This window comes from Sphingopyxis sp. UBA6723, assembly GCF_002454115.1.
GTDB lineage: Bacteria > Pseudomonadota > Alphaproteobacteria > Sphingomonadales > Sphingomonadaceae > Sphingopyxis.
In genome coordinates, this window is sequence record NZ_DKIH01000008.1 from 18,787 (window position 1) to 45,274 (window position 26,488).

The 26,488-nt window shown below is 65.3% G+C and carries 21 protein-coding genes and 2 pseudogenes; 16 read left to right on the top strand and 7 right to left on the bottom strand.

Features of this window, described 5'->3' with window-relative positions:
* Window positions 1–3,273: pseudogene (locus B4F07_RS06005) on the top strand (chromosome segregation SMC family protein); the annotation flags it as partial.
* Here the strand turns inward: B4F07_RS06005 and ubiA are convergent.
* The 4 genes from ubiA to B4F07_RS06025 form a co-directional block, all read right to left on the bottom strand.
* A complete protein-coding gene (gene ubiA, locus B4F07_RS06010; protein ID WP_293699319.1) occupies window positions 3,274–4,182 on the bottom strand; it encodes a 4-hydroxybenzoate octaprenyltransferase in 909 nt (302 codons plus the stop codon).
* Between the two features lie 69 nt (window positions 4,183–4,251).
* Window positions 4,252–4,926, bottom strand: a complete 675-nt coding sequence (locus tag B4F07_RS06015) for a TadE/TadG family type IV pilus assembly protein (protein ID WP_293704630.1) — start codon at window positions 4,924–4,926, stop codon at window positions 4,252–4,254.
* Complete coding sequence (locus tag B4F07_RS06020) at window positions 4,923–5,525, bottom strand: TadE/TadG family type IV pilus assembly protein (RefSeq protein WP_293699325.1); 603 nt, start codon at window positions 5,523–5,525, stop codon at window positions 4,923–4,925. The genes B4F07_RS06015 and B4F07_RS06020 overlap by 4 nt, the downstream gene beginning before the upstream one ends.
* Complete coding sequence (locus B4F07_RS06025) at window positions 5,522–7,474, bottom strand: TadE/TadG family type IV pilus assembly protein (protein WP_293699328.1); 1,953 nt, start codon at window positions 7,472–7,474, stop codon at window positions 5,522–5,524. Before B4F07_RS06025 ends, B4F07_RS06020 begins: the two co-directional genes overlap by 4 nt.
* 203 nt (window positions 7,475–7,677) lie before the next feature.
* On the opposite strand from B4F07_RS06025, the gene B4F07_RS06030 reads away from it, so the two are divergent.
* The 5 genes from B4F07_RS06030 (at window position 7,678) to B4F07_RS06050 (ending at window position 16,386) form a co-directional block, all read left to right on the top strand.
* Window positions 7,678–8,427 (top strand): 16S rRNA (uracil(1498)-N(3))-methyltransferase, encoded by a 750-nt coding sequence (locus B4F07_RS06030; protein ID WP_293699330.1) that lies wholly within the window; start codon window positions 7,678–7,680, stop codon window positions 8,425–8,427.
* Window positions 8,428–8,586: 159 nt separating this feature from the next.
* Window positions 8,587–10,503: a proprotein convertase P-domain-containing protein gene (locus B4F07_RS06035; RefSeq protein ID WP_293699332.1), complete on the top strand. Its 1,917-nt coding sequence runs from the start codon at window positions 8,587–8,589 to the stop codon at window positions 10,501–10,503.
* A 38-nt stretch (window positions 10,504–10,541) separates the two neighbouring features.
* The gene (locus B4F07_RS06040) at window positions 10,542–12,542 is read left to right on the top strand and encodes a hypothetical protein (protein ID WP_293704632.1); all 2,001 of its coding nucleotides are present in this window, start codon (window positions 10,542–10,544) and stop codon (window positions 12,540–12,542) included.
* A gap of 52 nt (window positions 12,543–12,594) precedes the next feature.
* Window positions 12,595–13,968 carry a glutamate--cysteine ligase gene (locus B4F07_RS06045; RefSeq protein WP_293699336.1) on the top strand — a complete coding sequence of 458 codons (1,374 nt, stop codon included), beginning with the start codon at window positions 12,595–12,597 and terminating at the stop codon, window positions 13,966–13,968.
* Window positions 13,969–14,124: 156 nt separating this feature from the next.
* A complete protein-coding gene (locus tag B4F07_RS06050; RefSeq protein ID WP_293699338.1) occupies window positions 14,125–16,386 on the top strand; it encodes a TonB-dependent receptor in 2,262 nt (753 codons plus the stop codon).
* Between the two features lie 46 nt (window positions 16,387–16,432).
* Here the strand turns inward: B4F07_RS06050 and B4F07_RS06055 are convergent, their stop codons facing one another.
* Window positions 16,433–17,839: a methyltransferase family protein gene (locus B4F07_RS06055; protein ID WP_293699340.1), complete on the bottom strand. Its 1,407-nt coding sequence runs from the start codon at window positions 17,837–17,839 to the stop codon at window positions 16,433–16,435.
* A 231-nt stretch (window positions 17,840–18,070) separates the two neighbouring features.
* On the opposite strand from B4F07_RS06055, the gene B4F07_RS06060 reads away from it, so the two are divergent.
* Window positions 18,071–19,273 (top strand): M23 family metallopeptidase, encoded by a 1,203-nt coding sequence (locus B4F07_RS06060; RefSeq protein ID WP_293699342.1) that lies wholly within the window; start codon window positions 18,071–18,073, stop codon window positions 19,271–19,273.
* A gap of 1 nt (window position 19,274) precedes the next feature.
* On the top strand, window positions 19,275–19,673 hold the full coding sequence (locus tag B4F07_RS06065) for a bactofilin family protein (protein ID WP_293699404.1): 399 nt from the start codon (window positions 19,275–19,277) through the stop codon (window positions 19,671–19,673).
* Between the two features lie 290 nt (window positions 19,674–19,963).
* Here the strand turns inward: B4F07_RS06065 and B4F07_RS06070 are convergent, their stop codons facing one another.
* Both B4F07_RS06070 and B4F07_RS06075 read right to left on the bottom strand, forming a co-directional pair.
* A complete protein-coding gene (locus tag B4F07_RS06070; RefSeq protein WP_293699344.1) occupies window positions 19,964–20,260 on the bottom strand; it encodes a DUF1905 domain-containing protein in 297 nt (98 codons plus the stop codon).
* Entirely contained in the window at window positions 20,260–21,768 is a 1,509-nt protein-coding gene (locus B4F07_RS06075; RefSeq protein ID WP_293699346.1) for a YifB family Mg chelatase-like AAA ATPase, read from the bottom strand. The genes B4F07_RS06070 and B4F07_RS06075 overlap by 1 nt, the downstream gene beginning before the upstream one ends.
* 154 nt (window positions 21,769–21,922) lie before the next feature.
* Between B4F07_RS06075 and B4F07_RS06080 the strand changes: the two genes are divergently transcribed.
* The 8 genes and pseudogenes from B4F07_RS06080 to B4F07_RS06115 all read left to right on the top strand — a co-directional run bounded on the left by B4F07_RS06080 (window position 21,923) and on the right by B4F07_RS06115 (window position 26,469).
* Window positions 21,923–22,618, top strand: coding sequence for a TetR/AcrR family transcriptional regulator (locus tag B4F07_RS06080; RefSeq protein WP_293699348.1), 696 nt, complete (start codon window positions 21,923–21,925; stop codon window positions 22,616–22,618).
* Window positions 22,619–22,690: 72 nt separating this feature from the next.
* Entirely contained in the window at window positions 22,691–23,128 is a 438-nt protein-coding gene (locus B4F07_RS06085; protein ID WP_293699350.1) for a VOC family protein, read from the top strand.
* 68 nt (window positions 23,129–23,196) lie between these two features.
* The gene (locus tag B4F07_RS06090; protein WP_293699352.1) at window positions 23,197–23,418 is read left to right on the top strand and encodes a DUF4287 domain-containing protein; all 222 of its coding nucleotides are present in this window, start codon (window positions 23,197–23,199) and stop codon (window positions 23,416–23,418) included.
* Between the two features lie 3 nt (window positions 23,419–23,421).
* On the top strand, window positions 23,422–24,093 hold the full coding sequence (locus B4F07_RS06095; RefSeq protein ID WP_293699354.1) for a glutathione S-transferase family protein: 672 nt from the start codon (window positions 23,422–23,424) through the stop codon (window positions 24,091–24,093).
* A gap of 2 nt (window positions 24,094–24,095) precedes the next feature.
* Window positions 24,096–24,764, top strand: a complete 669-nt coding sequence (locus B4F07_RS06100) for a glutathione S-transferase family protein (protein ID WP_293699356.1) — start codon at window positions 24,096–24,098, stop codon at window positions 24,762–24,764.
* A 31-nt stretch (window positions 24,765–24,795) separates the two neighbouring features.
* Window positions 24,796–25,092 (top strand): annotated as a pseudogene (locus B4F07_RS06105) (DUF1428 domain-containing protein); the annotation flags it as partial.
* Between the two features lie 69 nt (window positions 25,093–25,161).
* A complete protein-coding gene (locus B4F07_RS06110; RefSeq protein ID WP_293699406.1) occupies window positions 25,162–25,515 on the top strand; it encodes a DUF1428 domain-containing protein in 354 nt (117 codons plus the stop codon).
* 156 nt (window positions 25,516–25,671) lie between these two features.
* On the top strand, window positions 25,672–26,469 hold the full coding sequence (locus B4F07_RS06115; protein ID WP_293699358.1) for a VOC family protein: 798 nt from the start codon (window positions 25,672–25,674) through the stop codon (window positions 26,467–26,469).
* Window positions 26,470–26,488: the final 19 nt, after the last annotated feature.

Sequence of the window (26,488 nt, forward strand, 5' to 3'; positions counted from 1 at the left end):
GATGGAAGATGTCATCTTTGCCGGCACCGCATCGCGACCGGCGCGCGACTTTGCCGAGGTTGCGCTGCACTGCGACACCGAAGGCGCGCTTGTTGCAGGGCTGTCCGACGGCGGCGACGGCGACGATCTGGAAGTCATCCGCCGCATCGAGCGCGGCACCGGCAGCGCCTATCGCGCCAATGGCCGCGACGTGCGCGCCAAGGACGTCGCGCTGATCTTTGCCGACGCCGCGACCGGTGCGCACAGCCCGGCGCTGGTCAGCCAGGGCAAGATCGCCAATGTCATCGCCGCCAAACCGACCGAGCGCCGTGCGATGCTGGAGGAAGCGGCGGGTATTGCCGGGCTGCATGTGCGCCGCAAGGATGCCGAACAGAAATTGCGCGCGACCGAAACCAATCTGACGCGGCTATCCGAAATCACCGCCGACATGGAGGTGCGCGCCAATGCGCTGCGGCGACAGGCGCGCGCGGCGGAGAAATACAAGAAGCTGAGCGATGACATCCGCATCGCCGAGGGGCGGCTGATCTACGCGCGCTGGCGCGATGCTGCTGCCGCCGCCGATCAGGCGCGCCTTGATTCGGATGCTGCGGAAGCTGCGGTCAAAACCGCGCAGCACGAGCTGGAAACCGTCTCCGCCGCGCAGACCGAGGTCGCGACTCGCGTCGCCGCCGCGCGGCATGACGCGCAGGCGCAGCGCGACGCGCTGGCCGAAGCGACCGCCACGCAGGTCCGCCTGCAGGGCGAAGAGCGCGCCGCGCGTCAGCGGCTCGACGATCTGGCGGCGCAACAGGCACGGCTGGCCGACGACCGGGACCGCGAAGGTGAATTGGCCCGCGAAGCGCATGGCGCGCTGACCGCTCTCGATACCGAAACCAAATCGCTGGGGCGGGACATTGCCGGGCACGACGCGGGCAAGGCGGCGCTGGCCGAAGCGAATTTGGCCGCGCAGTCGCGGCTGCGCGACGCCGAAGTCAAACTGGCGCAGGCGCGCGCCAAAGCCGCCAGCGAAGCCGCCGATCGGCGTATCGCGGTATCAGCCCGCGACAGCGCCGAAGCCGCGGTTCGCCGCATCGCGAGCGACAAGGTGCGGGTAGAGACCGAAATCGCCGCGCTTGGCGACAGCGCCGCGCTGGCAGCGGCCCATGCCAACAGCGTGAAGGCTGCCGAAGCCGCCGAAGCCGCCATCGCCGCTGCCGAAACCGCGCTACAAACTGCCGAGACCGATCGCGAAGCAACTGCCGCCGATCTCGCAGACATCGAAGCCGGACTGGCCGAGGCGCGTACCACACTCGCTGCGCTCGACGGCGAAGCGGCGACACTCGAACGCGCGCTGGCCGCCGGACGCCGCGGCGAAGACCGCATCCTCGACCAGCTGCGCGTCGCGCCGGGCTATGAGGCGGCGCTCGCCGCCGCTTTGGGCGACGATCTCGACGCCGGGACCGACGGCGGCGCCGCGCGCAGTTGGGGCGGTGCCGAGGCGCGATCCGATGATCCCGCGCTGCCGAGCGGCACCCAGCCGCTCGCTGGTTACGTGACAGCGCCCGCCGCACTCGCCCGCCGCCTGGCACAGGTCGCGGTGGCCGAAACCGATGGCGGCCAGCCNNCCAGCCGCTGGCCGTCGGCCAGCGGCTTGTCACGACCGATGGCATGATGCGCCGCTGGGACGGTTTTGTCGCGCGCGGCGACGGCGCCACCGCGACAGAGCGCCTGCAACGCCAGAACCGCCTCGACGCGCTGGCGGCGCAGCGCCCGCAAGTCGAGCTGGGCGTGCAGGAATTGCGCGACCGGCGCGATGCCGCCGCCGCCAAAGCCGCCGCGCTGACCGAGGCCGCCGCCGCCGCGCGCAAGGCGCTGGCGCAGGCCGACGAGACCCGCCGCACGGCGCTGCGCGCCGCCGATCAGGCGCAGGCCGCGCTAGATCGGCATCGCGATGCCACGGCGCTATTCGACCGGCGGCTCGCCGAGATTGCTGATGGGGCAAAAGAAGCTGCCGAGGCGTTGGCCGTGCAGGTAGCGGCGCTCGCCGCGCTCCCCGATGACAGCATCGCGCGCGCCGCGCTGGAAGCGGAGGAGCAGGCGACCGAGCGCGCCCGCAGCGATGCCAACGCCGCCCGCGACGCCCTGACCGCGCACGAACGCTCGCTCGCCGCGCTCAGCGAACGGCACGCGGTCGTCACCGCTGAAATCAAGAGCTGGAAAGCGCGCGCGGGCGAAGCGGCGCGGCGTGTGACCGAAATGGACAAGCGCGCCGACGCGCTGGCCGCCGAGGCCGCCATGCTCGCTGACGTACCGGCCAAACTCGCCGTACAGCGCGGCGCCGCCGAAGCACAGCAGGCCGCGCTGCGCGACAAGGTCGCGGCGGCGGAAGCACAGGAGCGCGCCGCCGAAGCCGCGCTGCGCGAGGCCGAAACCGCGCTGAATGCCATCCGCGAGCGCGTCGCCGCGGCGCGAGAAACCCGCGCCGGAGCGATCGCCCGCTCCGAAAACGCCGAGCTGCGCCGCATCGAAATGGGCCGCTTGTCGGGCGAGCGCTTTGAATGCCCGCCCCCACTGTTACCGCAGAAGGCTGGGTTCGACGGCGAGAGCGTGACCGATGCGAGCCAAGAATCGGCCCAGCACGATCGGCTGATCGGGGACCGCGAGCGGCTCGGCCCGGTCAATCTGGTCGCCGCCGACGAACTGGTCGAGATCGACGCCGAACGCGAAAGGAGCGCCGCCGAGATCGAGGAATTGACGCAGGCGGTCCATCGGTTGCGCGGGTCGATCGGCAACCTCAACCGCGAGGGCCGCGTTCGCCTGCTCGCGGCGTTCGAGACGGTGAACGGCCATTTCCAGCGCCTGTTCACGACCCTGTTCGACGGCGGCCAGGCACATCTCGAACTCGTCGATTCGGACGATCCGCTTGAAGCGGGGCTGGAGATCATGGCGCAACCGCCCGGCAAGCGCCTTGGCACGCTCACCCTGCTGTCGGGCGGCGAGCAGGCGCTCACGGCCGTGGCGCTGATCTTTGGCCTGTTCCTGACCAACCCGGCGCCAATTTGCGTTCTCGACGAAGTCGACGCACCGCTCGACGACGCCAATATCGAGCGCTTCTGCGACCTGCTCGACCGCATGACGCGCGAAACCAACACCCGCTATCTGATCGTCACCCATAATGCGGTGACCATGGCGCGCATGCACCGCCTGTTCGGGGTGACGATGATCGAAAAAGGGGTCAGCCGACTGGTGTCGGTCGATTTGGGCGGCGCCGAGGAATTGCTCGCGGCGGAATAATCAGGGCGCCGTCCCGACCACCAGCATTGCGGCGAACACCAGCAACCCCGCAAATCGATTGCTGCGGAATTTTGCGAGCGCATCGTCGCCATTGGCAGGATCTAGGGTCACCACCTGCCCTGTGAAATGTACCGCCGCGGGCAGCAGCGCGATCAGTGCCAGCGGGTCAGGGCGCACCGCCCACAACGCCCCCCCCCACAAAGCGAGCGCAAAGCCATAGCATAGCGCGACGCCGCCCTTCACTTGGTGCCCCATCGCGCGCGCGCTCGACTTGACCCCGATCAGCATATCGTCCTCGATATCCTGCAATGCATAGATGGTGTCGTAGCCGATCACCCACGCGATGCAGCCGGCGTAGAGCAGGGGCAGCGCCATCTCCCCGCCGCCGGCGACCGCCACCCAGGCAACCAGCGCGCCCCAGCTGAACACCAGCCCCAGCCACGCCTGCGGCCACCAGGTGATGCGCTTCATGAACGGATAGCCCGCGACCAGCACCAAGCTGGCGAGCGCGACGATCTGCGCGGGCAACGGTAGCTGAAGTAGCACGAGCAGGCCGACAAGCGATAGCAGCACCGCCCACAGCGCGGCGTTGCGTACCGATACCGCGCCGCTCGGGATCGGCCGCGACGCGGTGCGCGCCACCTGCGCGTCCAGGTCGCGATCAACAATGTCGTTATAAACGCAGCCGGCGCCGCGCATCGCGATCGCCCCGAGCAGCAGCCACAAAAACAGGGGCCAATGGCTGACGGCGCCGCCACCCAGCGCCAGCCCGAAAGCGCAGGGCCAATAGAGCAGCCACCAGCCGATCGGCCGGTCGAACCGTGCCAGCAGCGCATAGGGCCGCGCGGCGGCGGGAAGCAGCGCCACAAAACCACGCAGCTGGGTGTCGGGAGGATGGACAGCGGTCATCGAGCGCGGGCGATAGCAGCCGTTGCGTCGTCGATAAATGCCCGATTGTCCGTCAGGCGACGGCGGTCATCAGGTGGTGCAAAGCGACGGCGTCACGCCCGCGGACGGATAGACGCGCGTCAGATCGCGTCCTTCACGAACATTATAGGCCGCCTCTGACCGGATCGTCTTTGGCCCCAGCCAGCTGCCATAGGCAATCGGTTGATAGGTGTAGGTCAGTTCGACGACCATCACCGCGGTGCCCTGGACAGCGACCACCCGCTTGCCGACGGGTCCCATGCCGGGAAATCCCGTCCCGGTGGCACCGGTACCCTCGGGGCCATAGAGGGACTGAACCGGCAAGTCGCCATAGCAGCGCTGCCATTTGATCGTCTGGCCGCCATCGGCGTTGCGTTCCAGGCTGGACAAGACAATCCGCCCGTTTGCTCGCAGATTCAGCCCGCGCGCCTGCTCCTCGGCGCCGGTGAAAACCTCGTTAATGTCCAATTCGCGTACCTGCGGCAGCGACATATTGGTGCCGAACGCGATTCGCGACGCATTGTCGGCAGCGCTAAGGCTGATCTGGCTGATTCGGGTGTTGACCAAAGCCAGATTGGCCATTTCGACCCCACCAAAACCGAGAAGGACCAGCAGCGGAATGCAAAAAGCCATTTCGATCAGGACGGTCGCGCGGTTGTCGCGCGCGAGCCGACGGCGCGCCATGCGGCGGACAGCCAGTTTTGTCCAAAAAGGGAAAGCGGTCATGGGCATATGCGCCTGCTCGTTTCGGTGTTGTTGTTATAGGGCTGGTTGCGCAGCACAGAGGTCGATCGCAGCGTCGTCTGATCCGACTGACCCAGCATGCGCCAGACCGGCAGCACGTTGGTGAAAGTCATGCTGACGGTATAAAGAACGACGTCTTCGGCGCCGCCATTGCCTTCCAGACCGCGGTCGCTGTCATAGCTGTTGTTGTTATTGAGGTCGGTAAAGCATTCATTGCTGTCCCGGACGCCATTGAATGGCGTCCGGTCTTCCCACGGTTCCGGCCTGCCGATTGCGTCATAACTTTCATAGGCTTTGCGCGAAAAACTGACTTGTGCATCCTTGAATACCACCAGTACTTTTTCCCGGACCGACGCATCAAGGCCAGCCTGGTTCAGCGCATTGCCCTCCAGCGTTGCGGCGCGGGCCGCATTGCTGACGGCGCCCTGCAGCACATGCTGGGCATAGAATTTCCAGCCATAATCGATGATGCCGAGCAGCAGCAGCAAAAAGACTGGCGCGGTCAGGGCAAATTCGACCATCGCCGTTCCGCGGCGATCGCGCGCAAGCCCGCGGCGAATGATGATCAACCGGCGGATCATTGCGATAGCCTCAGCTTGGAAATCTGCCGGGCAATCGCCTGGAACTGCTCGTTGAGCTGCGCGGCGTTATTCGCCTGATAGGCGGCTCCCGGCGACGCGCAGTTGCGCAGATTCGTGGTCAGGCTTGTACCAAAACTGACGACCCAGATGGTGGTATTGTTGCCCCTGGCCTGCGCGCAGATCTGCTGAAAGCGGTTGGTGTGCCGGTTGACGGCATCGGTGTCGCTGGATGCCCCGATACGGCCGGTCGAGCGCTCCTCGCTCTGGAACGAGAAATTGTTGCGCGGCGCGGTCGGTTCGCCATCGGTCATGAACACGATGTGGCGGTTGATCGGGCGGTTGTTCGGCGCGGTTGCATTGTCGCCTGCCAATATACCGGTTGGCGACAACAACCGTGCGCCCCACAGCATGCCAACGTCATGATATGTGTAGCCAAATGCCCGCAGCGCGTCGATCCGCGCGACAAAATCCCCACGATCAGCAGCCGTCATCGTCGTCAGTCGCATGGCTTGCGGCGGACAGGCGGCGATGTCGGAACCGCTATCCGCCTGATCGCCGAAACTGTTGACGTTCGAGGTGCTGGTCGATGTCGTTTCCGTTTGCGACGCGCGGCTATAAGCGAATTCCGGCAGAAACATCTGCCATTGTGTCGCCGGGTCGGACGTCGGGACCAGGTCGATGCTCATATCAAAGGCGTCGGACGGCGCGGTGGCCGTCGGGCCGAACGGCGTCGTCTGCCGCTCGACAATGCAGCCATCCCACGAGAAGGTTTCTTCGACGCCGCGGGTGCCCGTCTTGAAGGTCAATGCATTACCGTATTTGGCTGGACCGACATCTAGATTGGCGTTCTTGTAGGTGAAAGAGCTGAACGCCGGCGGCTGCGTCAGCGTCGAAGGCGACGTTTCGGTATAGATGTGCGGCCGGGTGCGCCGCTGACAGCGATTGGGGTTGGAGCTGGTGTTCCAGCGATATTCATAGCGGGTGTAGGTCCAGTCCTGTTCGACGTTGGACGTGGTAATGCGATTGCCGTTGCCATCGACATATTGGTCGGTCTGCGTGCTGCGCGCGGCGCCCGACTTGCTCGCTGTTCCACCTGCCGCCTGCGTTGGAATGCTGCAATTGGCTTGCGTGATGCCGCTTCCAAAGTTGGACCAGCTCGACCAGTTGCTGCCCGACGTCGGGTTGCCTGGATAGGTAGTGCCGCTGGGCGATCCGGTGTTGGTCGTCCCGGTGCCCCACGCATCGAAGTTCGCAACGCGTGTTGGAAGGGTCGCAGTGTCCGCAATCCAGCTCGCATTTTCCTCCAACAGGATCGCGCCGACATTTACCGTGTTGCTGTAAGGGACGATGCCGAACCTCAGCCGCCCGTCGCCCATATCGGCTGTGGTAAGCGTGTCGAAGAAATCGATCGACGCTTCGCGCAGCGCCTCGATACGTGAAACGGAGTCGCCCGAGTTGACCGTGTCCATCGACCCCGTCACGTCGAGTACCATCATGATGTCGGTATTGGACACTTCCAGTTTGGCGGTGCAGGTCACGGCCAGGTTGAAGTCGTCAAACCCGAATATCTTCATGATTTCGGTGGGGAGGCGGGCCGATGCCGACCCGGTGACATCCGACGCATTCAAAGCCTGCGACGAAAAGGTCACGCCGGTGCTGCCATAGGCGCCAGCGGTATAGTTGAATGCGAACATCTTGTTCGCCTCGGCCTTCGCCGCGTCGGTATAGGTGCCGCCCGCCTGCGCGCGGCGACCAGCCAGCACACCGGCGTCACACGCCTGCTGCAGCCGCAACTGCGCCATATAGGCGCGACCGATGTCGATCCCGGAGCCGATCATACCGAGCACGGGTACAATGGCCGCCGCCGTCAGCATCATCGCGTTGCCGCGTTTGTCGCGCAACAGACTGTTGGTACCCAGCCGCAGTCGGCTGAAAACGGTCCCTCGCATGGTCTAACCCCTCTTGGTCCAGACACGCGGCCCACTACAGATGCGTGGCTGGTAGTTCGCACTAGGGCGGAACTGCTTACCAAATCGCTAATCGGACGCCGCGGGATATGCCGCCGAACGGCAGTATTTGACCCGGATCGGGACAAGTTGGCGCGTTGCACGCGGCGGCTGTGCAAAATGTCGGCGTCTGCTATCGCTGAACGATGCCCGCAACGCCCGCCTGGCCGCCCGCCAGCACGCCCCGCCTGTATATCGACATGCCGCTGGCGTCCGACGCCGTGCCGATGATCGACGGGGCGGCCGCCCACTATCTGCTCAATGTCATGCGGCTGAAGGTCGGTGCGCCGATCCTGCTGTTCGACAACCGCAGCGGCGAATGGCTGGCCCGTGTCGCCGATGTCGGCAAACGATCGCTCACCGTCCATGTCGAGCATCAGACGCGGCCGATCGAACAGGTTCCCGATCTGTGGCTGTGTTTCGCGCCGGTCAAGAAAGCCCGGCTCGACTGGATCATCGAAAAGGCGACCGAGCTGGGCGTCGCGCGATTACAGCCGGTGATCACCGAACGCACGATCGTCGAACGCGTCAAGCGCGAGCGGTTGGAAGCGCAGATTGTCGAGGCATGCGAGCAATGCGGGCGCACCGCGCTGCCGGTGCTGGGCGAACCGCTCAAGCTCACGCAGATGCTGGCCGATTGGCCCGCCGGGCGCGCGTTGCTGTTCGCCGATGAGTCAGGGGGCACACCGCTGTCCACCGTCGATGCACCGGCGCCCGCCGCCATCCTGGTCGGCCCCGAGGGCGGCTTTACGACGCGCGAACGTGACCTGCTGCTTGATAACGCGGCCGTGCGCCGCATCGCGCTCGGCCCGCGCATCCTGCGCGCCGAGACCGCAGCGATTTCCGCCATCGGCTTGTGGATGGCGCAGCATGGTGACTGGACGGCTGGCGTCTGAACTACGCGAAGCTGTTCCGTTCCCGGACAGATTTCGACCCAAGTCCCCGATTTTAACCGCATATTAGCTATGCATGGGCATAGCGGCCCAATGCAACGGCAGGACCAGAGCCGATCTTGCTGGCGTGGGGGCCAGTATGCGCAGCTTATACGAACCCTGGTGGCGTTCGTCGGGCTGGCGCTGACGCTCGTCGCCAATCCTGCGGTGGCGCAGACGACCACCACCACCTTTAGCAACACGACCACCGGCACGATCAGCGAGACCGCGACGACCTGTACCAGCCCGATGGTGCGCAATTTCTCCGTGACCGCGAATGCCCAGGTCACCGACGTCAATATCGGCGTCCAGTTCAGCCACACCTATCGCGGCGACATTCGCGCCACGCTCGTGTCACCGACCGGCACGGTGGTCAATCTGATCACCAATATCGGCACTTCGGCCGACAATCTGAACGTCCTGTTCGACGACAGCGCCCCGACCAGCGTCACGTCCCATACGGCAAATGACAACAGCAGCACCGCGCCACCCTATCAACGCACTTTCAGCCCCGAAGGCTCGCTTGCAGCCTTCAATGGCCAGGGTTCAGCCGGAACCTGGCTGCTCACGATCTGCGACTCGCTGAACGGCGACAGCGGCAATTTCACGCGCAGCGACCTGACGCTGACAACGGTGCCGATGGCACCGTCTGCCGACCTGTCGCTAACCAAGTCAGTCAGCAATGCGGCTCCCGCAGTCGGTGCCAGCATCAATTATGTCCTGAGCGTCACCAACGCGAGCGGATCGGCGCTGACCGCGACCGGGGTGACGGTGCAGGACACCCTCCCCGCGGGCTTCGCTTTCACCGGCGCCTCGGGTTTCGGCAGCTACAACAGCACCACTGGCATCTGGACGGTCGGTAGCATCCCGCCCGGCACCACTCGCACGCTGACGATCACCGGCACCGTTGCCGCGACCGCAGGTGCAACAATCACCAATATCGCCGAAGTCAGCGCCTCGTCGGCGTTCGATTTCGATTCGACCCCCGGCAATGGCGCGGCGGGCGAGGATGATTATGACACGGCCAGCTTCACCGTGTCCGGTACCCGCGTCGCGGGAACGCCGCCGACGCTTGTCTGCCCGGTCGGCAGCACCCTGCATGATTGGGACGGGGTCGGCTGGGCCGCGGGATCGACCAGCGGCAGTTATGCGCTGACCGCGATCGGCACGATGAATTTCGACATCGCGATCAGCGGCGGCGTGTTCCTGAACAACGCCACCTATGGCGGACAGTCGCCGACGCGGCAGAATGTCGTCACCGGGGGCTTTTCTCCGGCGCAGTTCTCGATCTTCCAGATCGCCGATTTCACCAGCCAGTCGGGCGCGATCACCACGACGATGACCTTGCCGACGGCGGTCCCCGGCGCCCAGTTCCGCGTTTTCGACATCGACTACGCTGCGGGCCAGTTCGCCGACCGGCTGACCGTGACCGGCAGCTTTAATGGGGCGCCGGTAACGCCGACGCTGACCAACGGGATCAGCAATTATGTCATCGGCAACAGCGCCTATGGCGACGCGACCTCGGCCGACGGCAGCGCCAACGGCAATGTCGTCGTCACCTTTACGGCGCCAGTCGACACGATCAGCATCACCTATGGCAGCCACAGCATCGCCCCCGCCAATCCGGGACAGCAGGGCGCCGCGATCCACGATGTCACCTTCTGCCGCCCGACGGCCAATCTGACGATCGCCAAAACGAGCAGCGTCGTGAGTGATCCGATCAACGGCACCACCGATCCCAAGGCGATCCCTGGCGCGGCGATGCGTTACTGCCTGCTCGTCACCAACAATGGCAGCGGCACCGCGACCGCGATCAACATCGCCGACGCGCTGCCCGGAACGACCGCCTTTGTTCCCGGTTCGCTGCGCAGCGGGGCAAGCTGCGGTGGCGCGACGACGATCGAGGATGATAATGCCAGCGGCGCCGACGAAAATGATCCGTTCGGCGCGTCGATCACCGGCACAACGGTGACTGCCACGACGCCCACGCTGGCGCCCGGCACGGCGTTTGCGATCATCTTTGACGTGACGGTCAATTGATGCCGCGCCCTGGTCGATTCCGGCGCAGCGCCCTGTTTGTGCTTGCCGCACTTGTCGCGGCGCCGCCGGCGGCGGCGCAGCGCGTCATCGTCAACCCGTCGTTCGAAGCCAATGATCCGCAAGGGCCGGGCGCCGCCAACTTCGAAATTTACTCCAATGGTTCGGTTCCCGGCTGGGATTCGGCGTCGGGCGAAATCGAGCTGTGGGACACGAATTTCAACGGCGTCCCGGCTTTCGCGGGGTCGGTATTTGCCGAAATGAACGCCAATGTTCCCGGCGCGTTTTACCAGAATATCTGCATGGTCAATGGCGAGTCGATCGGGTGGACCTTTGCCCATCGCGCCCGGTCAGGCGGCCCGGCAACACAGACCGCCCGCTTTCAAATCGCCAATATGTCGGGCGCGCTCATCCAGAATCTCGCGACCCAGGCATCGACGATCAACAATGTATGGAACGTCAACAGCGGTACGGCGACCTATACGGGCGCGTCCGGCGTCCAGCGCGTCCAGTTCATCACCACCGATCCGGGCAGTTTCGGCAACTTCCTCGACGACATCCGCATTTCGCTCAATCCGTTCGTCGAGTTGTCAACGACGTCGGCCTCAGGCGTCGAGTCGCTGGCGACCGCGAACCTGCCGACGCTGACCGTCAACGGCACCCTGTTCACGGCGCGCACCGTCAATGTCAGCATCACCGGCGGCACCGCGGTGCGCGGTACGGACTATACGACCCCCGGCGGCGGCGCGAGCTTTGCCGTCACCATTCCCGCGGGGACGTATCAGAACACCGCGGTTCCGCTCGGCATCCAGATTATCGATGACGCTTTGACCGAAGGCAGCGAGACGATTCAGATCGCGCTGGGTACCGGTACCGGCTACACGGTTTCCAGCACGTCCAGCTGCGGCGGGGCGGCGCGGACCGCGAGCACCTACACGATCACCGACAACGACTCGCCGGTGGTGCTGACCAAGAATTGGGTCACCGGCATCGCGGGCGACGCGGTCAGTCTGGCGATTACGGGCGGCTCGGCACTGACCGCAGGATCGTCGATTGTCGGCGGCGCGGCAACCAACGCCACCGCCGTCGCGGCTCCCGGCAGCACCCTAACCCTGACCGAAGTCTATACAACCGGCTCCGCCGCCAATTACAACAGCAGCATCGAATGCCGCCGCAACAGCGACAATGCCATCGTCGCCACCGCGGGCAGCGGGCTCAGCCGCACCGTCGTCATGCCGTCGGGCAGCTCGCTCACCTGCACCTGGACCAACAGCCGCCGTTCGGCGACGCTCGTCGTGCGCAAGACCTGGGTCAATGCGGTGCTGGCGAACGCCGTTACCGTGGCAACCAACGGCCTGATCAACAATGCCAGCCTGTCGTCGGTCGCCAACAGCGCCAACGAGACTGACACCAACGCCGCGGTCACCGTCTATGCCGCCGAAAGCGCCACGCTGAGCGAGACATTCATTGTTGGTAACAGCGCAAATTACGGACAGGTGCTGACCTGCACCGGCAACGGCACCGCGCTCGCGGGCAACCTCCTGACGGTAAATGCTGCCGACACCGCGATCGTCTGCACCTTCACCAACAGCTATGTGGCGCCGCTAGCGATCACCAAGACGTCGGCCGCGTTTAGCGACCCGATCAATGGCCTCACCAATCCCAAGCTGATCCCCGGCAGCTTTGCCAATTACATGCTGACCGTCACCGCGCCCGCCAGCACCAGCCCGACGAACAACAGCGTCATCGTCACCGACGCACTGCCCGCGAACCTCAGCCTGTTCGTCGGCACCTATGCCCCCGGCCCCGGCCCGGTGCGCTTTACCGCAGGCAGCAGCGGGCTGACCTACAGCTTCACCAGTCTGGCGAATGCCACCGACGATCTGGAATTTTCGAACAATGGCGGCGCGAGCTGGACCTATGTGCCGACTATCGATGCCAATGGCGTCGACGCCAATGTCACCCATGTCCGCATTCGTCCCAAGGGAGCGATGGTGCCGGGGTCGAGCTTCACCATCAACCTGCGCGGACTGGTAAAATAGCGCGGCTTCAACAGTCGATTGCATTCTGTACCGAACCGTATAATGGCGCGACATGAGCACGCGCACCGCTTCGGACAGCAACGATCCCATCGTCGAAAGCCGCGATCAGCTCGCGGTCCCCATGATCAATGGCGAAAAGCCCAAGGACCGCTGGCGCATCGGCACCGAGCATGAAAAATTCGTCTATCGCACCGCCGACCACCGCGCGCCCAGCTATGACGAACCCGGCGGCATCCACGACCTGCTCATGGCGCTCACCCGCTTCGGCTGGGAACCCGTGATCGAGGGCGGCAAGGTGATTGCGCTCGCCGGTAGCGACGGCACCGTCAGCCTCGAACCCGCAGGGCAGCTCGAACTCTCGGGCGCGCCGCTCGAAAATCTGCACCAGACCTGCGCCGAAACCGGCCGCCACCTGAAACAGGTGAAGGAAGTCGGCGCCGAACTCGGGCTTGGCTTCCTGGGGCTCGGCATGTGGCCCGACAAGACGCGCGCCGAACTGCCGATCATGCCCAAGGGGCGCTACAAGATCATGCTCGACCATATGCCGCGCGTCGGCAGCATGGGGCTCGACATGATGCTGCGCACCTGCACCATCCAGACCAACCTCGATTATTCCTCCGAAGCCGACATGGTGCAGAAATTCCGCGTGTCGCTGGCGCTGCAACCCATCGCGACCGCGCTCTTCGCCAGTTCGCCGTTTACCGAGGGCAAGCCCAACGGCTTCATGTCGTATCGCAGCCATATTTGGACCGACACCGACCCGGCGCGCACCGGGATGCTGCCCTTCGTGTTCGAGCAGGGCTTCGGTTACGAACGCTATGTCGACTATATGCTCGACGTGCCGATGTATTTCGTTTTCCGCGATGGCAAATATATCGACGCCGCGGGGCAAAGCTTCCGTGACTTCCTGAAGGGCGATCTGCCCGCGCTCCCCGGCGAAAAACCGAGGATCTCCGACTGGAATGATCATCTCTCAACCGCCTTCCCCGAAGTGCGACTGAAAAGCTTCCTCGAAATGCGCGGCGCCGACGGCGGCCCGTGGAACCGCATCTGCGCGCTCCCTGCCTTGTGGGTCGGCCTGCTCTACGATCAGGGTGCGCTCGACGCCGCGTGGGATCTGGTCAAAGGCTGGAGCATCGAGGACCAGCAGCTGCTGCGCGACACAGTTCCCAGCGAAGGGCTCGACGCCCCGGCTCCCGGCGGTGGCACGGTGGGCGAGCTTGCCCACCGCGTGCTCGACATCGCGGCGGCGGGCCTTGCCGCGCGCGGCGAGGTCAATTCGATGGGCGACAATGAAGTCGGCTTCCTCGAACCGCTGCGCCGCATCGCCAAGAGCGGCAAATCGCCCGCGCATGATTTGATGGACCGCTACGAAGGACCGTGGAACCACGACCTGTCGAAAATCTACGACGAGCTCAGCTTCTAGGGGTATTTTCGTCCCAAAAGTGCAGCAATTGCGCAACACTGCTGACACGAAAGTCAGCAGCGCCCGCTTCCGCGATTGATCGTGCGCGCGCCGAAAGCCAAAGAGAAGTTGGTCTTTCGCCTCTCCCATCGTCACTCTGTTTCAGGAAGCTTGCCCATGCGCCACTTTCCTTCCGCCACCGCTATAGCTTTTGCACTCGCCTCGGCTGGCTGGGCCGCGCCCGCCGCCGCGCAAGATGTGCCTGCCGCCGCCGAAGACAGCGGGCTCGGCGACATCATCGTCACCGCGCAGCGCCGCGAGGAAAGCCTGCAGGACGTGCCGGTTGCGGTCAGCGTGTTGTCGGGCGGCACGCTCGACGCGATCACCTCGTCGGGCAGCGACGTGCGCGTGCTCGCGGGCCGCGTCCCCAGCCTCAACATCGAAAGCTCGTTCGGCCGCACCTTCCCGCGCTTCTATATCCGCGGCCTCGGCAACACCGATTTCGACCTCAACGCGTCGCAGCCGGTCAGCCTCGTCTATGACGACGTCGTGCTCGAAAACCCGATTCTCAAAGGTTTCCCGATCTTCGACCTCGATCGTGTCGAAGTGCTGCGCGGGCCGCAAGGCACGCTGTTCGGTCGCAACACGCCGGCGGGCATCGTCAAATTCGACACCGTCAAGCCCGGCAAGACCGGCGGCTATGCCCGCGCCAGCTATGGTCGCTACGGCACCACCCAGGTCGAGGTCGCGGCGGGCGCCGCGGACGACAACGGCTTCTCGGTTCGCCTGTCGACCCTGTTCCAACATCGCGACAACTGGGTCGACAATATCGCGACGACGAAAGCCAAGGATCTCGGCGGCTATGACGACATCGCCGCGCGGCTCCAGCTCCAATATGAAAATGGCCCCTTTACCGGCCGCGTGACCGGTCAGGTCCGCATCTACGACGGCTCGGCGATCATCTTCCGCGCCAACACGCAGGTACCCGGCAGCAACAAGCTCGTCGGCCTCGGCGGCGCGGGCACCGAGTTCGAGCGCGACAAGGTCTATCAGGACGGCCTGAACTTCCAGAAGCTCAACACCTATAATGTCGGGCTGAACCTGGAATATGATTTCGGGCCGGTGACCGCTTATTCGATCACCTCCTATTGGAACGGCAACTTCCGCAGCCGCGGCGACATAGACGGCGGGTTCGGCGCGGTTTTCCTGCCAGTGTCGGGTCCGGGGCTCATCCCCTTCCAGGCGCAAAGCCAGGACAATGTCCCCAGCCTCGATCAGTTCACGCAAGAGATCCGTATCGCGTCGAACAACAGCGGCGGGCTCGGCTACCAGTTCGGCGCCTTCTATTTTGACGAAAAGCTGGACATCTCAAGCTTCGAGTTCGGCGGCCCGACCGATGCGGCCCCGTCCGCGATCGCGATCCAACGCCAGGACAGCGAGGCTTATGGCATCTTCGGTTCGGTCAACTACGCGTTCGACAACGGCTTTAAGCTGCAAGCCGGCGCGCGTTACAATCACGACACGCGCGATTTCGTCGCGTCGCGTCCGGTCGAAACGCGCCCGGACTTCGTCGTCAATCCGAACACGCCGGTCCCGCCGCAGGCCGCGACGGTCAAGGGCAAGCTGCTGACGTGGGACGCCAGCGCAACCTATGAGGCGTCCGACGCCTTCACCTTTTACGCCCGTGTCGCGCGCGGTTACCGTGCGCCGTCGGTGCAGGGCCGCCTGACCTTTTCGCGGACGATCTCGACCGCCGATCAGGAAGAGACGATGTCCTATGAAGCGGGGATCAAGACCGCGTTCCTCGACGACCGCGTCCGCTTCAACCTGACCGGCTATTATTTCGATACCAAGGATTTGCAGCTCACCGCGGTCGGCGGCACGTCGAATGTCGCGAGCCTGCTCAACGTCGACGCCAAGGGCCATGGTATCGAGGCCGAACTGCAGGCGGCGCCGGCTCGCGGCCTGACCTTCTCGGTCGGCGGGGCGTGGAACGTCGCGGAGATCGACGACGCCAACGCTTTTGTCGCGGGCTGCGGCTCGGCAACGCCATGTACCGTGCTCGACCCGGCGCGCGCCGGCAGCCCCGGCATCTTCTCGATCGACGGCAATCAGCTTCCGCAGTCGCCCAAATGGACGCTCAATTGGACCGCGGGTTATGAATTCCCCGTCGGCAACGGCGCGATCTACGCCTTCACCGACTGGTATTACCGCTCGAAAATCCAGTTCTTCCTCTATCAGTCGGTCGAGTTCTCGGACGACAGGATGATCGAGGGTGGTCTGCGCGTCGGCTATCGCACCGACCGCTTCGATGTCGCGGGATTCGTCCGCAACATCACCAACGACGAATCGCCGACCGGCGGCATCGATTTCAACAACATCACCAGCTACGTCAACGAACCCCGAATCTATGGGGTCGAAGCCAGCGTGAAGTTCTGAGTCCGCTCCATCCTCCCTGTGGCGAAACCATGGGGAGGATGAGATTTCAAGCGACCGGTCCGACGCGCTCGTCGGGTTCGAGCCGGATCAGCGGACGTTCGCGCCCTGTCAGCCGCGCCATCAGCCGCGGGACAAAGGCGTTGGCCTGCGCCCAGTTCCAGTAAGCGACATAGGCGGGATCGGCGAGGAGATGCTTCTCCTCGGTCTTGGCCCGCCAATAATAGACCCCGCTGACCAGCCCGAGCAGCACGACATTGCGCGCGCCTTCGACCCAGCCACCGGCAGTGACGAGGAAGGGCATCGCGCCAACCCACCAGCTCAGATTTTTCGATACATAGGCAGGGTGCCGCGTGAAGCGGTACGGCCCATGGGTGATGATGCCGCGGTGGGTCAGGTTCGAAAAGCGGATGCCGAACGCCATCGTCGCCCAGCTGTAGATCGCGGTCAGCAGCGCCAGCACGACCGCCCAGACGATCAGCAACGTCTCATGGCCCGCCAGCCAATGCCCCCAGTCGGCGCCATTGACCTGATAGTCGAGCGGGCCGCCGCTCATCAGGATAAAGGGCGGGTAACAAACCAGCGCCGCGACCCACGCCATGCCATAGGGGTTGGCGGTGCGGATATGCGCATCAAGCGGTTTCAGGGTCAGGATATAGCCAACCGTCGCGATATGGACGTCGATCAGATAGAGGAAATTGAGTGTCCAGATGCCCGTCATATAGGGATTGGCCAGCACCTCGTTCATCGGCACGGTCGCCAGCGCCGAGAAATTCCCCGGCACGATCGACAGCATGAAGGCGGTGAAAAACCCCTTCACCGCCCAGGCGCGCAGATGATGGCCGATCGCGCGGCCGTCGACCGGCTGGCCGGGCGCAATCAGCCAGCGGCCGAACTGATAGCAGCCGTCGCGCGGTTCGACCATGCGGCGGTCGAGCCACAGCATATAGGGCACCGACACGAGCAGCAGCCAAGGCGCCACCCGTTCAAGCAGATCCATCGAAAAGGCGTAATTGCCCGTCCAATAATAGCGCATCGTCGCATAGATCAGCGCGATCAGCCCCCATGTGGCCCACAGCCCGGCAAGCTTGGTCAGGCTGATATCGACCGTTTCACGCCACGGACGCCGCTGCGCCCAGTCGATCCCGGTCGAGGGATTGCGGTGCACTTTGTCGACAAACACCGACCACAGCACCATCGGCACCCCGCACGCCAGCACGCTGGCAATCGCCGAGTTCGGGCCGTTCATCGGCCCGCGCGTACCCCAATCAATACCGAGGAAGGCGGCGATGTCGGGCGCGTAGCGCGCGAGCAGCAAATATCCGACCAGCCCCGCGAGGCCGACAATGCCTACCCCCGCGCTGACCGCCGACCGCGGGCGCGTCGTGCGGGCCGAGGGCGGCGCCCCGGACGCGTCGTGAGTGCCCGGAGCGGCGGTTTCGACCATGGAATCCATGCGCTTGGCCCTAGCAAAAATTGGTAAGCAAGCCGTCAATATATTTCGGCGATTCGCGGCGGATTTCTCGCCAAAATGGCAGCGTTCCCGTCGTTTGACACCGTTCACCGCATGGCCGGTTCGACTCAGCGCGAGTCGCCCCGCAAAGATTCGCCGCGCCGCAAACGGCCTGTTAAGGCGCCCATCAATCGGGGCGGAGGGCTCCACAGAACAACAAGATGGGGTCGCCACTTGTCATCGAAATCTACGGGTCTGCGCCATTGGCGCCAGCGCTTTAACGCGCTGTTTCAGGACCATGAAATCTTCATTCGCACGCATGGTCATGTCCGGTTCCTGCGGATCAGCGCCGTCTGGCAAAAGCGCGTCGCGCTGATCGCTGCCGTCGTGCTGCTTGCCTGGGCTGGCGCGACGCTCGCGGTGCTGGTCAACCAGCTGCTCACCGCCGACGAACGCGCCGCCGTTGCGCAGCAATCCGCGGCGGCTGCTGCTTCCGAAAAGCGGATCGCGCAATATCGCGACCGCGTCGCCGAAACCGCCGCCGATCTCGAAGAGCGGCAGAACCAGCTCGAAGAGTGGCAGAAAACATATTTCGGGTCGGAGCCCGCCGCGATTGCCGAAGGCGTGAGCGACACGAATGGCGAAACCGCCCAGCCTGCCCTGAAAACCAGTGCCATCGACCCCAGCCTCCCCCCCGAGGCACAGGCGCTCGCGCGCGTCGCCGCGCGTCAGGAGGCGCTGTCCACGCGCCTGCTCGCCGCGGTCAATGAACGCGCCGCCAATGCCGAAACGGCCGTGGCGCAGCTCGGGCTCAATCCCACCGCGATCATACGCGGCGCCGCAACCGGCCGCGGTGGTCCGTTCATTCCGTATAAGGGCCGCATGGGCAAAGCGAAGTCGCTCGGCCCCTCGTTTGCCGCGCTCGAAGGTGCGTTGTTCCGTATGGAAGTGCTCGAACGCACCCTCGTCGCCGTCCCGTCGGGCAACCCCGCCGACGTGTTGATGATGTCGTCGGGTTTCGGTTATCGCAGCGATCCCTTCACCGGCGGCGCCGCGATGCATTCGGGGCTAGACTTCCGCGGTCCGATTGGCACCCCGATCCTTGCCGCCGCTCCCGGCCGCGTCAGTTTCGTCGGCACCAAATCGGGTTATGGCAATGTCGTCGAGGTCGATCATGGTCAGGGCATCATGACCCGATATGCCCACTTGTCGGGCTTTACATCGAAGGTCGGGGCGCAAGTCGCCGCCGGTCAGCAAATCGCCAAAATGGGCTCGACCGGTCGTTCAACCGGCAGCCACCTGCATTTCGAAGTCCGTCTAAACGGTGTCGCGGTCAACCCGCGCCGCTTCCTGGAGGCCAAAGCCGATGTTCTCGAAGTCAAAGACGACGCAAGGCAGCGAGTCGGATCCGTCGCTGCCGCCCGTGGCGCCCGCTAAGATGGCGACCGGCGCGCGGCACACGACCTTTTCGATCCTGGGATCGGACGTCGTCGTCACCGGCAATGTCGCCGCCAGCGTCGACCTGCACGTCGACGGCAAGATCGACGGCGATCTGAAATGCGCCAACCTGGTCCAGGGCGAGGCGAGCGAGATCAAGGGAGCCGTCGTCGCCGAGACCGCGAAAATTGCGGGGCTGGTCGACGGGTCGATCGAGGCCAAGACGCTGATCGTCCACGCCACCGCACGGATCACCGGCGATGTCGTCTATGAAAATATCACGATCGAAAATGGCGGCAAGATCGACGGCAAGCTGGCGCATCGCCGCCACGGCGCGGGAGCCGTCAAAGCGCCGCCGCCGCTCGAAGTCGTCGAGAACAAGTCGGCGCTGGGCATCTGACACTGGGCTAACGACCGCTACGGGGAAGGACCGCTACGGGGAGGGAAGCTGCCGTAGCGAAACAATCACGCTCTCCCCTTCAGGGGAGGGCAGCGAGACTTACGAACTTGTTCGTTAGTCGCAACGGGTGGGGGCCAGAAGCCCTGCGCTACGCCGCTGGCCCCCACCCCACTACGACTAGGCAGCAAGCTGCCAAGTCTTCGTTGCCCCTCCCCTGAAGGGGAGGGGCTGGCTAGTGGTTACGTCCGCAACTGGTCGATAGCGGCAATGCACGGCGCTCCACCGCGACCTCAGCGCCGGATGACGCGGCTGATCTCCATCGTCACCGCGACCCGATCGCCCAGCCCCAAGCCCTCGGCGCGCTGAACCGCGACTTTGATCGGCAGGACATAGGTGTCATCGCGCCGGAACAGCGAAGTGGTGAATTCGGTTCCGCCGATCTGCGCCGTCACCGGGACCATGCCCCAGCCATAGCTCGCCTCGCGCGCGGCATAATGCACCTCACCGACGAGATGATCGGGGACCGGCGCGAACAGATAGGGCGGCGGGCCGCGCCATTCAATGATGTCGGCTTCAAAGGTCAGCATCAGTTGCGCGGCGCCTGCCGCCGATAGCTCAGCGCTTCGGCGATATGAATGCGCCCGATCGCCTCCGCCCCGGCCAGATCGGCGATCGTCCGCGCCACCCGCAGGATGCGCGTGTAGCCGCGCGCCGACAGCCGCATCGCCTCGGCCGCCTGCGCCAGCAGCTTGCGGCCCGCTTCGTTGGGGGTAGCTACGGCCTCCATCAGTTCGCCGTCGATTTCGGCGTTGGTGCGCGCCTTGTGGTCGGCGTAGCGCGCGGTCTGGCGCGCGCGCGCCGCCGCGACGCGCGCGGCGACTTCGGCGCTGCCCTCGGCGGGGGGCGGCAGGACGAGGTCGGCGGCGCTGACCGCCTGCACCTCGACATGCAGGTCGATGCGGTCGAGCAGCGGGCCCGACACCTTCGCCTGATAATCGGCGGCGCAGCGCGGGGCGCGGCTGCACGCCAGCGCCGGATCGCCAAGATGCCCGCAGCGGCACGGGTTCATCGCCGCGACCATCTGCACCCGCGCCGGAAAGGTCACATGCGCGTTGGCGCGCGCGACACTGACCTCGCCCGTCTCGAGCGGCTGGCGCAGCGAATCGAGGACGGTCCGCTGAAATTCGGGGAGTTCGTCGAGGAACAGCACGCCGAGATGCGCGAGGCTGACCTCGCCCGGCCGCACGCGCAGCCCGCCGCCGACGAGCGCGGGCATCGACGCGCTATGGTGCGGGCTGCGGAACGGCCGCGCCCGGATCAACCGCCCGCCCTCCAGCCCGCCCGCGACCGAGGCGATCATCGACACCTCCAGCGCTTCGGCAGGGTCAAGCTCGGGCAAAATTCCCGGCAGGCACGCCGCCATCAACGACTTGCCCGCCCCCGGCGGCCCGACCATCAGCAGATTATGTCCCCCCGCCGCGGCGATTTCGAGCGCGCGCTTGGCGACCTCCTGCCCCTTGACCTGCGCCAGATCGGCCATGCGCCGCGGTTGCTCAACCTCGCCCGGGCGCGGCGGCGGGAGCAGCGCATTGCCCTTGAAATGGTTGAGCAGCGAGAGGAGGTCGGGTGCCGCGAGCACCTCGACATTCCCCGCCCACGCCGCTTCCGGCCCCTGCGCGACCGGGCAGATCAGCCCGCGGTCCTGACTGCCCGCATGGAGCGCGGCGAGCAGGACGCCGGGTGATGCGGCGACGCGGCCGTCGAGGCCAAGTTCGCCGACCACCACATAAGCACTCAGCGTCTCGGGATCGACGACCCCCATCGCGCCGAGCAGCGCGAGCGCGATCGGTAGGTCGTAATGCGAGCCTTCCTTGGGCAGGTCGGCGGGCGATAGATTGACCGTGATAACCTTGGGCGGCAGCGCCAGCCCGATCGCGGCGATCGCGGCGCGCACCCGTTCGCGACTTTCGCCCACCGCCTTGTCGGGCAGGCCGACGACGACGAAGCGCGGCAGGCCGGGGGTAATCTGGCACTGTACCTCGACCCCGCGCGCCTCGAGCCCGAGATAGGCGACGGTGGAAACGATCGCGACCATCAATGTCCCCTGTTTGTTCTCACGACTTCTGGCGGCAAAGCGCGGCGAGGTCGAGTCGTTTTTCGTACCGGTGCGGATGTGGACGAAGGTGCCGCGTAGCGTGGGGTCGGATCGGCATTTGACAACATACCAACCAGTCGGTATGTCAGCCCGCATGAACCCGAATCAGCCCCCTTCCACCCCCGAGGCCCGCCGCGCCGACAAGGCGGTGGCGGGCGTCGGGGCCGGTATCGCCGCGGCCCGCGCCCCGCGCGGCAGTGCGCGCGCGGCGCTGATCGCCGCGGCGCATACGACGGTGCGCAGGCAGGGCTATGCCGCGACGACGGTCGACCAGATTTGCGCCGCCGCCGGGGTCACCAAAGGCGCATTTTTCCACCATTTCGCGTCGAAGGAAGCGTTGGCAGTCGCCGCCGCCGAAGCGTGGACCGAGCGCGCGCGACCGATGTTCGAGATGCCGCCGCACACGAAGCTGGATGATCCGCTCGCGCGGCTGATCGGCCATATCGATTTCCGCTTTGCGATGCTCGACGGTCCGGTCGAGGATTTCACCTGCTTCGTCGGCACGATGGTGCAGGAAGCCTTTGCGACGAGCGAGCCGATCCGCGCCGCGTGCGAGGCGAGCATCAACGCCTATTGCGAAGCTCTCGCCCCCGATGTTGCAGCCGCAATGGAAGTTTACGGCGCGCCGGAAGACGTCACCGCGCTCGGTTTGGCGCAGCATATCCAGGCGGTGCTGCAGGGCAGCTTCATCCTGGCCAAAACGACGAACGACCCGGCGATTGCGCGGGAAAGCGTCACCCATCTGAAGCGTTATGTCCGCATGTTGTTTGAACCGCGAGGTGTGCAATGACGCGCCAGGTAATTGCCCCGACGGCGCCCCCGCGCTGACGTACCCCAACCTACCCCCCCAAGGAGAGAGACGATGCCCCAGATGATTTTTGTGAACCTGCCGGTGACCGACCTTGCCCGGTCGCAGGCCTTTTATGAAGCGGTCGGCGCGGTCAACAACCCCGCCTTCACCGACGAGACCGCCGCGTGTATGGTGGTCGCCGAAGGGTCGATCCACGTCATGCTGCTGACGCATGAAAAATGGGCGACCTTCACGTCGAAGGCGATCCCCGACGCGCATACGAGCGCGCAGGTCTTGCTCTGCGTGTCCGCCGACAGCCGCGCCGAAGTCGATGCGCAAGTTGCCAAGGCGACCGCCGCAGGCGGCAAGCCCGACCCGACCCCGACCCAGGAATATGGCGACTTCATGTACGGGCGCAGCTTCGAAGATCCCGACGGCCATATCTGGGAAGTGATGTGGATGGACCCCGCCGCGATCCCCGCCGGCGAGCCCGCCGAAGCGACCGCCTGACCGAGCCGCGGAGGGGACCGGGCGGCCACGCTTGTAACGGCCGCCGTTCCCCTCCCGACGGGAGACCGATGATGAGTTTCCAGGCCTATCTCGACAATGTCGAAGCCAAGACCGGCAAGTCCGCCGAAGCATTGAAAGCGATCGCGATCGACAAGGGTCTGGCCGACGAAACCGGCCTCGCCCCCGGGGTCAAGCCCGGCGCGGTGATCGACTGGCTGAAGGACGATTTCGACCTGGGCCACGGCCACGCGATGTCGATCGTCGCGTACATCAAAGGGAAGAGGAGCTAGACCATGCCCGTCGATCCCAATGCGCGGATAGAAATCACCGCCTATCAATCGGTGCCGCCCTTCGCCGAAGGGCGGATCAAGGACCTGCGCGTGCGCTGGGCATTGGAAGAGATCGACCGCCCGTACCGCGAGCGGCTGATCGGCGGCATCTTTGAGGACAAGCCCGCCGAATATCTGGCGGACCAGCCGTTCGGACAGGTTCCCGTCTACAAGCAGGACGACGTGACCTTGTTCGAATCGGGCGCCATCCTGCTCCACATCGGCGAGCAGGACGGAAGATTGCTGCCGCGCGACGCGGCGAAGCGCGGGCGCGCGATCAGCTGGATGATCGCGGCGCTGAACAGCGTCGAACCGACGCTACAGACGCTGGTCGTTCTGAGCGTCACGGGCGCGGAGCAGGACTGGCGGGAGCCCGCGATGGATGCCGCGCGGCCGTTCGCCGAAAAACGCCTGGCGCAACTGGCGCGCGCGCTGGGCGACCGCGACTGGATCGACGACGTCTTTAGCATCGGCGACCTGATCATGATCGACGTTTTGCGCGCCGCGCCGTCCGCCATGCTGGCCGCCCATCCCAAGCTGACCGCCTATGTCGAACGCGGCACTCAGCGTCCCGCGTTCGGGCGCGCACTGACGGCGCAGCTTGCCGCCTACGCCAACCATTCGAAAGGAGACTAGTCATGCCCGTCAATCCCAATGCCGATATCGAAATCGTCGCCTTCGACTGGGTTCCCGACTTCGCGCGCGGCTTTGTCCGCGACCTGCGCCCGCGCTGGGCGTGCGAGGAGCTGGGGATCGATTATGCCGAAAAACTGATCAGCGCGATCGATCGCCCGGCCGATCATTATCGGCTGCAACCTTGGGGGCAGGTGCCGGTGTTGCGCGATGGCGCCATCACCCTGTTCGAAAGCGGCGCGATCATGCTGCATCTGGCGGCAAAGGATGCGGGGTTGCTGCCGACCGACGCGCAAGGCCGCGCCGACGCCACCGCCTGGGTGTTCGCGGCGCTGAACAGCGTCGAGCCGATGATGTTCGAACTGGGCAATGTCGATATTTTTTCGAAAGATGAGGAATGGGCGAAGCTGCGCCGCCCCGGCCTGATCGACTTTATCCGCACCCGCTTTGGCCGCCTGTCCGATGCGCTGGGCGACAAAGACTATCTGCTCGGCGACTTCAGCATCGCGGACATCGCGATGGCGACGGTGCTGCGCGAAGGCGTCGAGGCGGGGCTGATCGCCGAATATCCGCGGCTCGCCGCCTATCTTGATCGCTGCACGGCACGCCCCGCCTTCACGCGCGCGATGGACGCGCAGCTGGTATCGTTAAAAAAAGAGCCGGTCGCGGCCTGAATTTCCCTACCCCCCCCCAAGGAGAGACAAGATGACCTATGTCGAAGGATTTGTCGTGGCGGTGCCGACCGCCAACAAGGAAGCCTATCGCAAACATGCCGCCGATGCCGCCCCTCTGTTCAAGGAGTTCGGCGTGGCGCGAATGGTCGAGGCGTGGGGCGACGACGTCCCCGACGGCAAGGTCAACGACCTGAAGGGCGCGGTGCAGGCGAAGGCCGACGAAACCGTCGTGTTCAGCTGGTTCGAATATCCCGACAAGGCGACGCGCGATGCGGCGAACGAAAAGATGATGAGCGACCCGCGGATGGCCGCGATGGGCGGCGACATGCCGTTCGACGGCAAGCGGATGATCATCGGCGGCTTCGATTCGATCGTCGATGACAGCAGCGGCGGCGCGATGGGTTATGCCGATGGTTATGTCCTGCCCGTCCCCGACGGCAACAAGGACGCCTATCGCGCGCTCGCCGAAAAGGCGTCGCAGGTGTTCCGCGACCATGGGGCGACGCGCGTCGTCGAGGCATGGGGCGACGATGTCCCCGACGGCAAGGTGACCGATTTTGCCCGCGCCGCGCACAAGCAGGACGGCGAAACCGTCGTGTTCAGCTGGGTCGAATGGCCGAGCAAGGACGCGCGCGTCGCGGGCTGGGAAAAGGTCATGGCCGACGAGCGGATGCAGCCCGACGGCACCGAAGTGCCGTTCGACGGCAAACGCATGATCTATGGCGGCTTTACGCCGATCGTCGAGGCGTGATGCAACCATCCGCCCTGTGGCGAAGCCATGGGGAGGGGGACCGCCGCGAAGCGGTGGTGGAGGGGCTGCGACGTCGCGCCATGGCCCCTCCGTCAGCGCTCCGCGCTGCCACCTCCCCATCGCTCCGCGACAGGGAGGATTGAGAGGAGAGAGACAATGAACAAACCCGCCAACTTCATCTGGTACGAACTGATGACCAGCGACCCCGCCGGCGCCGCGTCCTTTTACGGTGCGGTCGTCGGCTGGACGATCGCCCCCCACGCCGATCCCGCCGCGGGCGCCATGGATTATCGCATGATCGGGCGCGCCGATGGCGGCAACGCGGGGGGCGTGCTGGCGCTCAACTCCGATATGCTGGCTGGCGGCGCGCGGCCCGGCTGGTTCGGCTATCTTGAAGTGGCCGACGTCGATGGCGCGCTGGCCGCGATCACCGCCGACGGCGGCGCGGTGCATATGCCCGCGACCGACCTGCCCGTCGGGCGCATTGCGATGGTGACCGATCCCCAGGGCGCAGCCTTCTATGTCATGGCGCCAGTGCCGTCCCCAGGCATGGAAGGCATGGAAAGCGACGTGTTTTCGATGACCGAGCCGCAGCGGTTCCGCTGGAACGAGCTGGCAACGTCGGATCCTGACGCCGCCATCGCCTTCTACACCGGGCATTTCGGCTTGGGACAGGAGGGCGAGATGCCGATGGGCGAACTCGGCGCCTACCGCTTCATCCAGCGCGGCGACGTCGGCATCGGCGCGGTGATGCCGCTGATGGAGGGCTATCCGGCACCGGTCTGGAATTTCTACATCGGGGTCGATGACATCGACCGCGCCCATGCCGCGGTGACCGCCAACGGCGGCACCGTGACCAACGAGCCGATGGAAATTCCCGGCGGCGAATATGCGATGAACGCGATCGACCCGCAGGGCGCCGCCATCGGTTTTGTCGGGCCGCGCAAGCGCTGACGCGCCTCCCCGCCAGAGA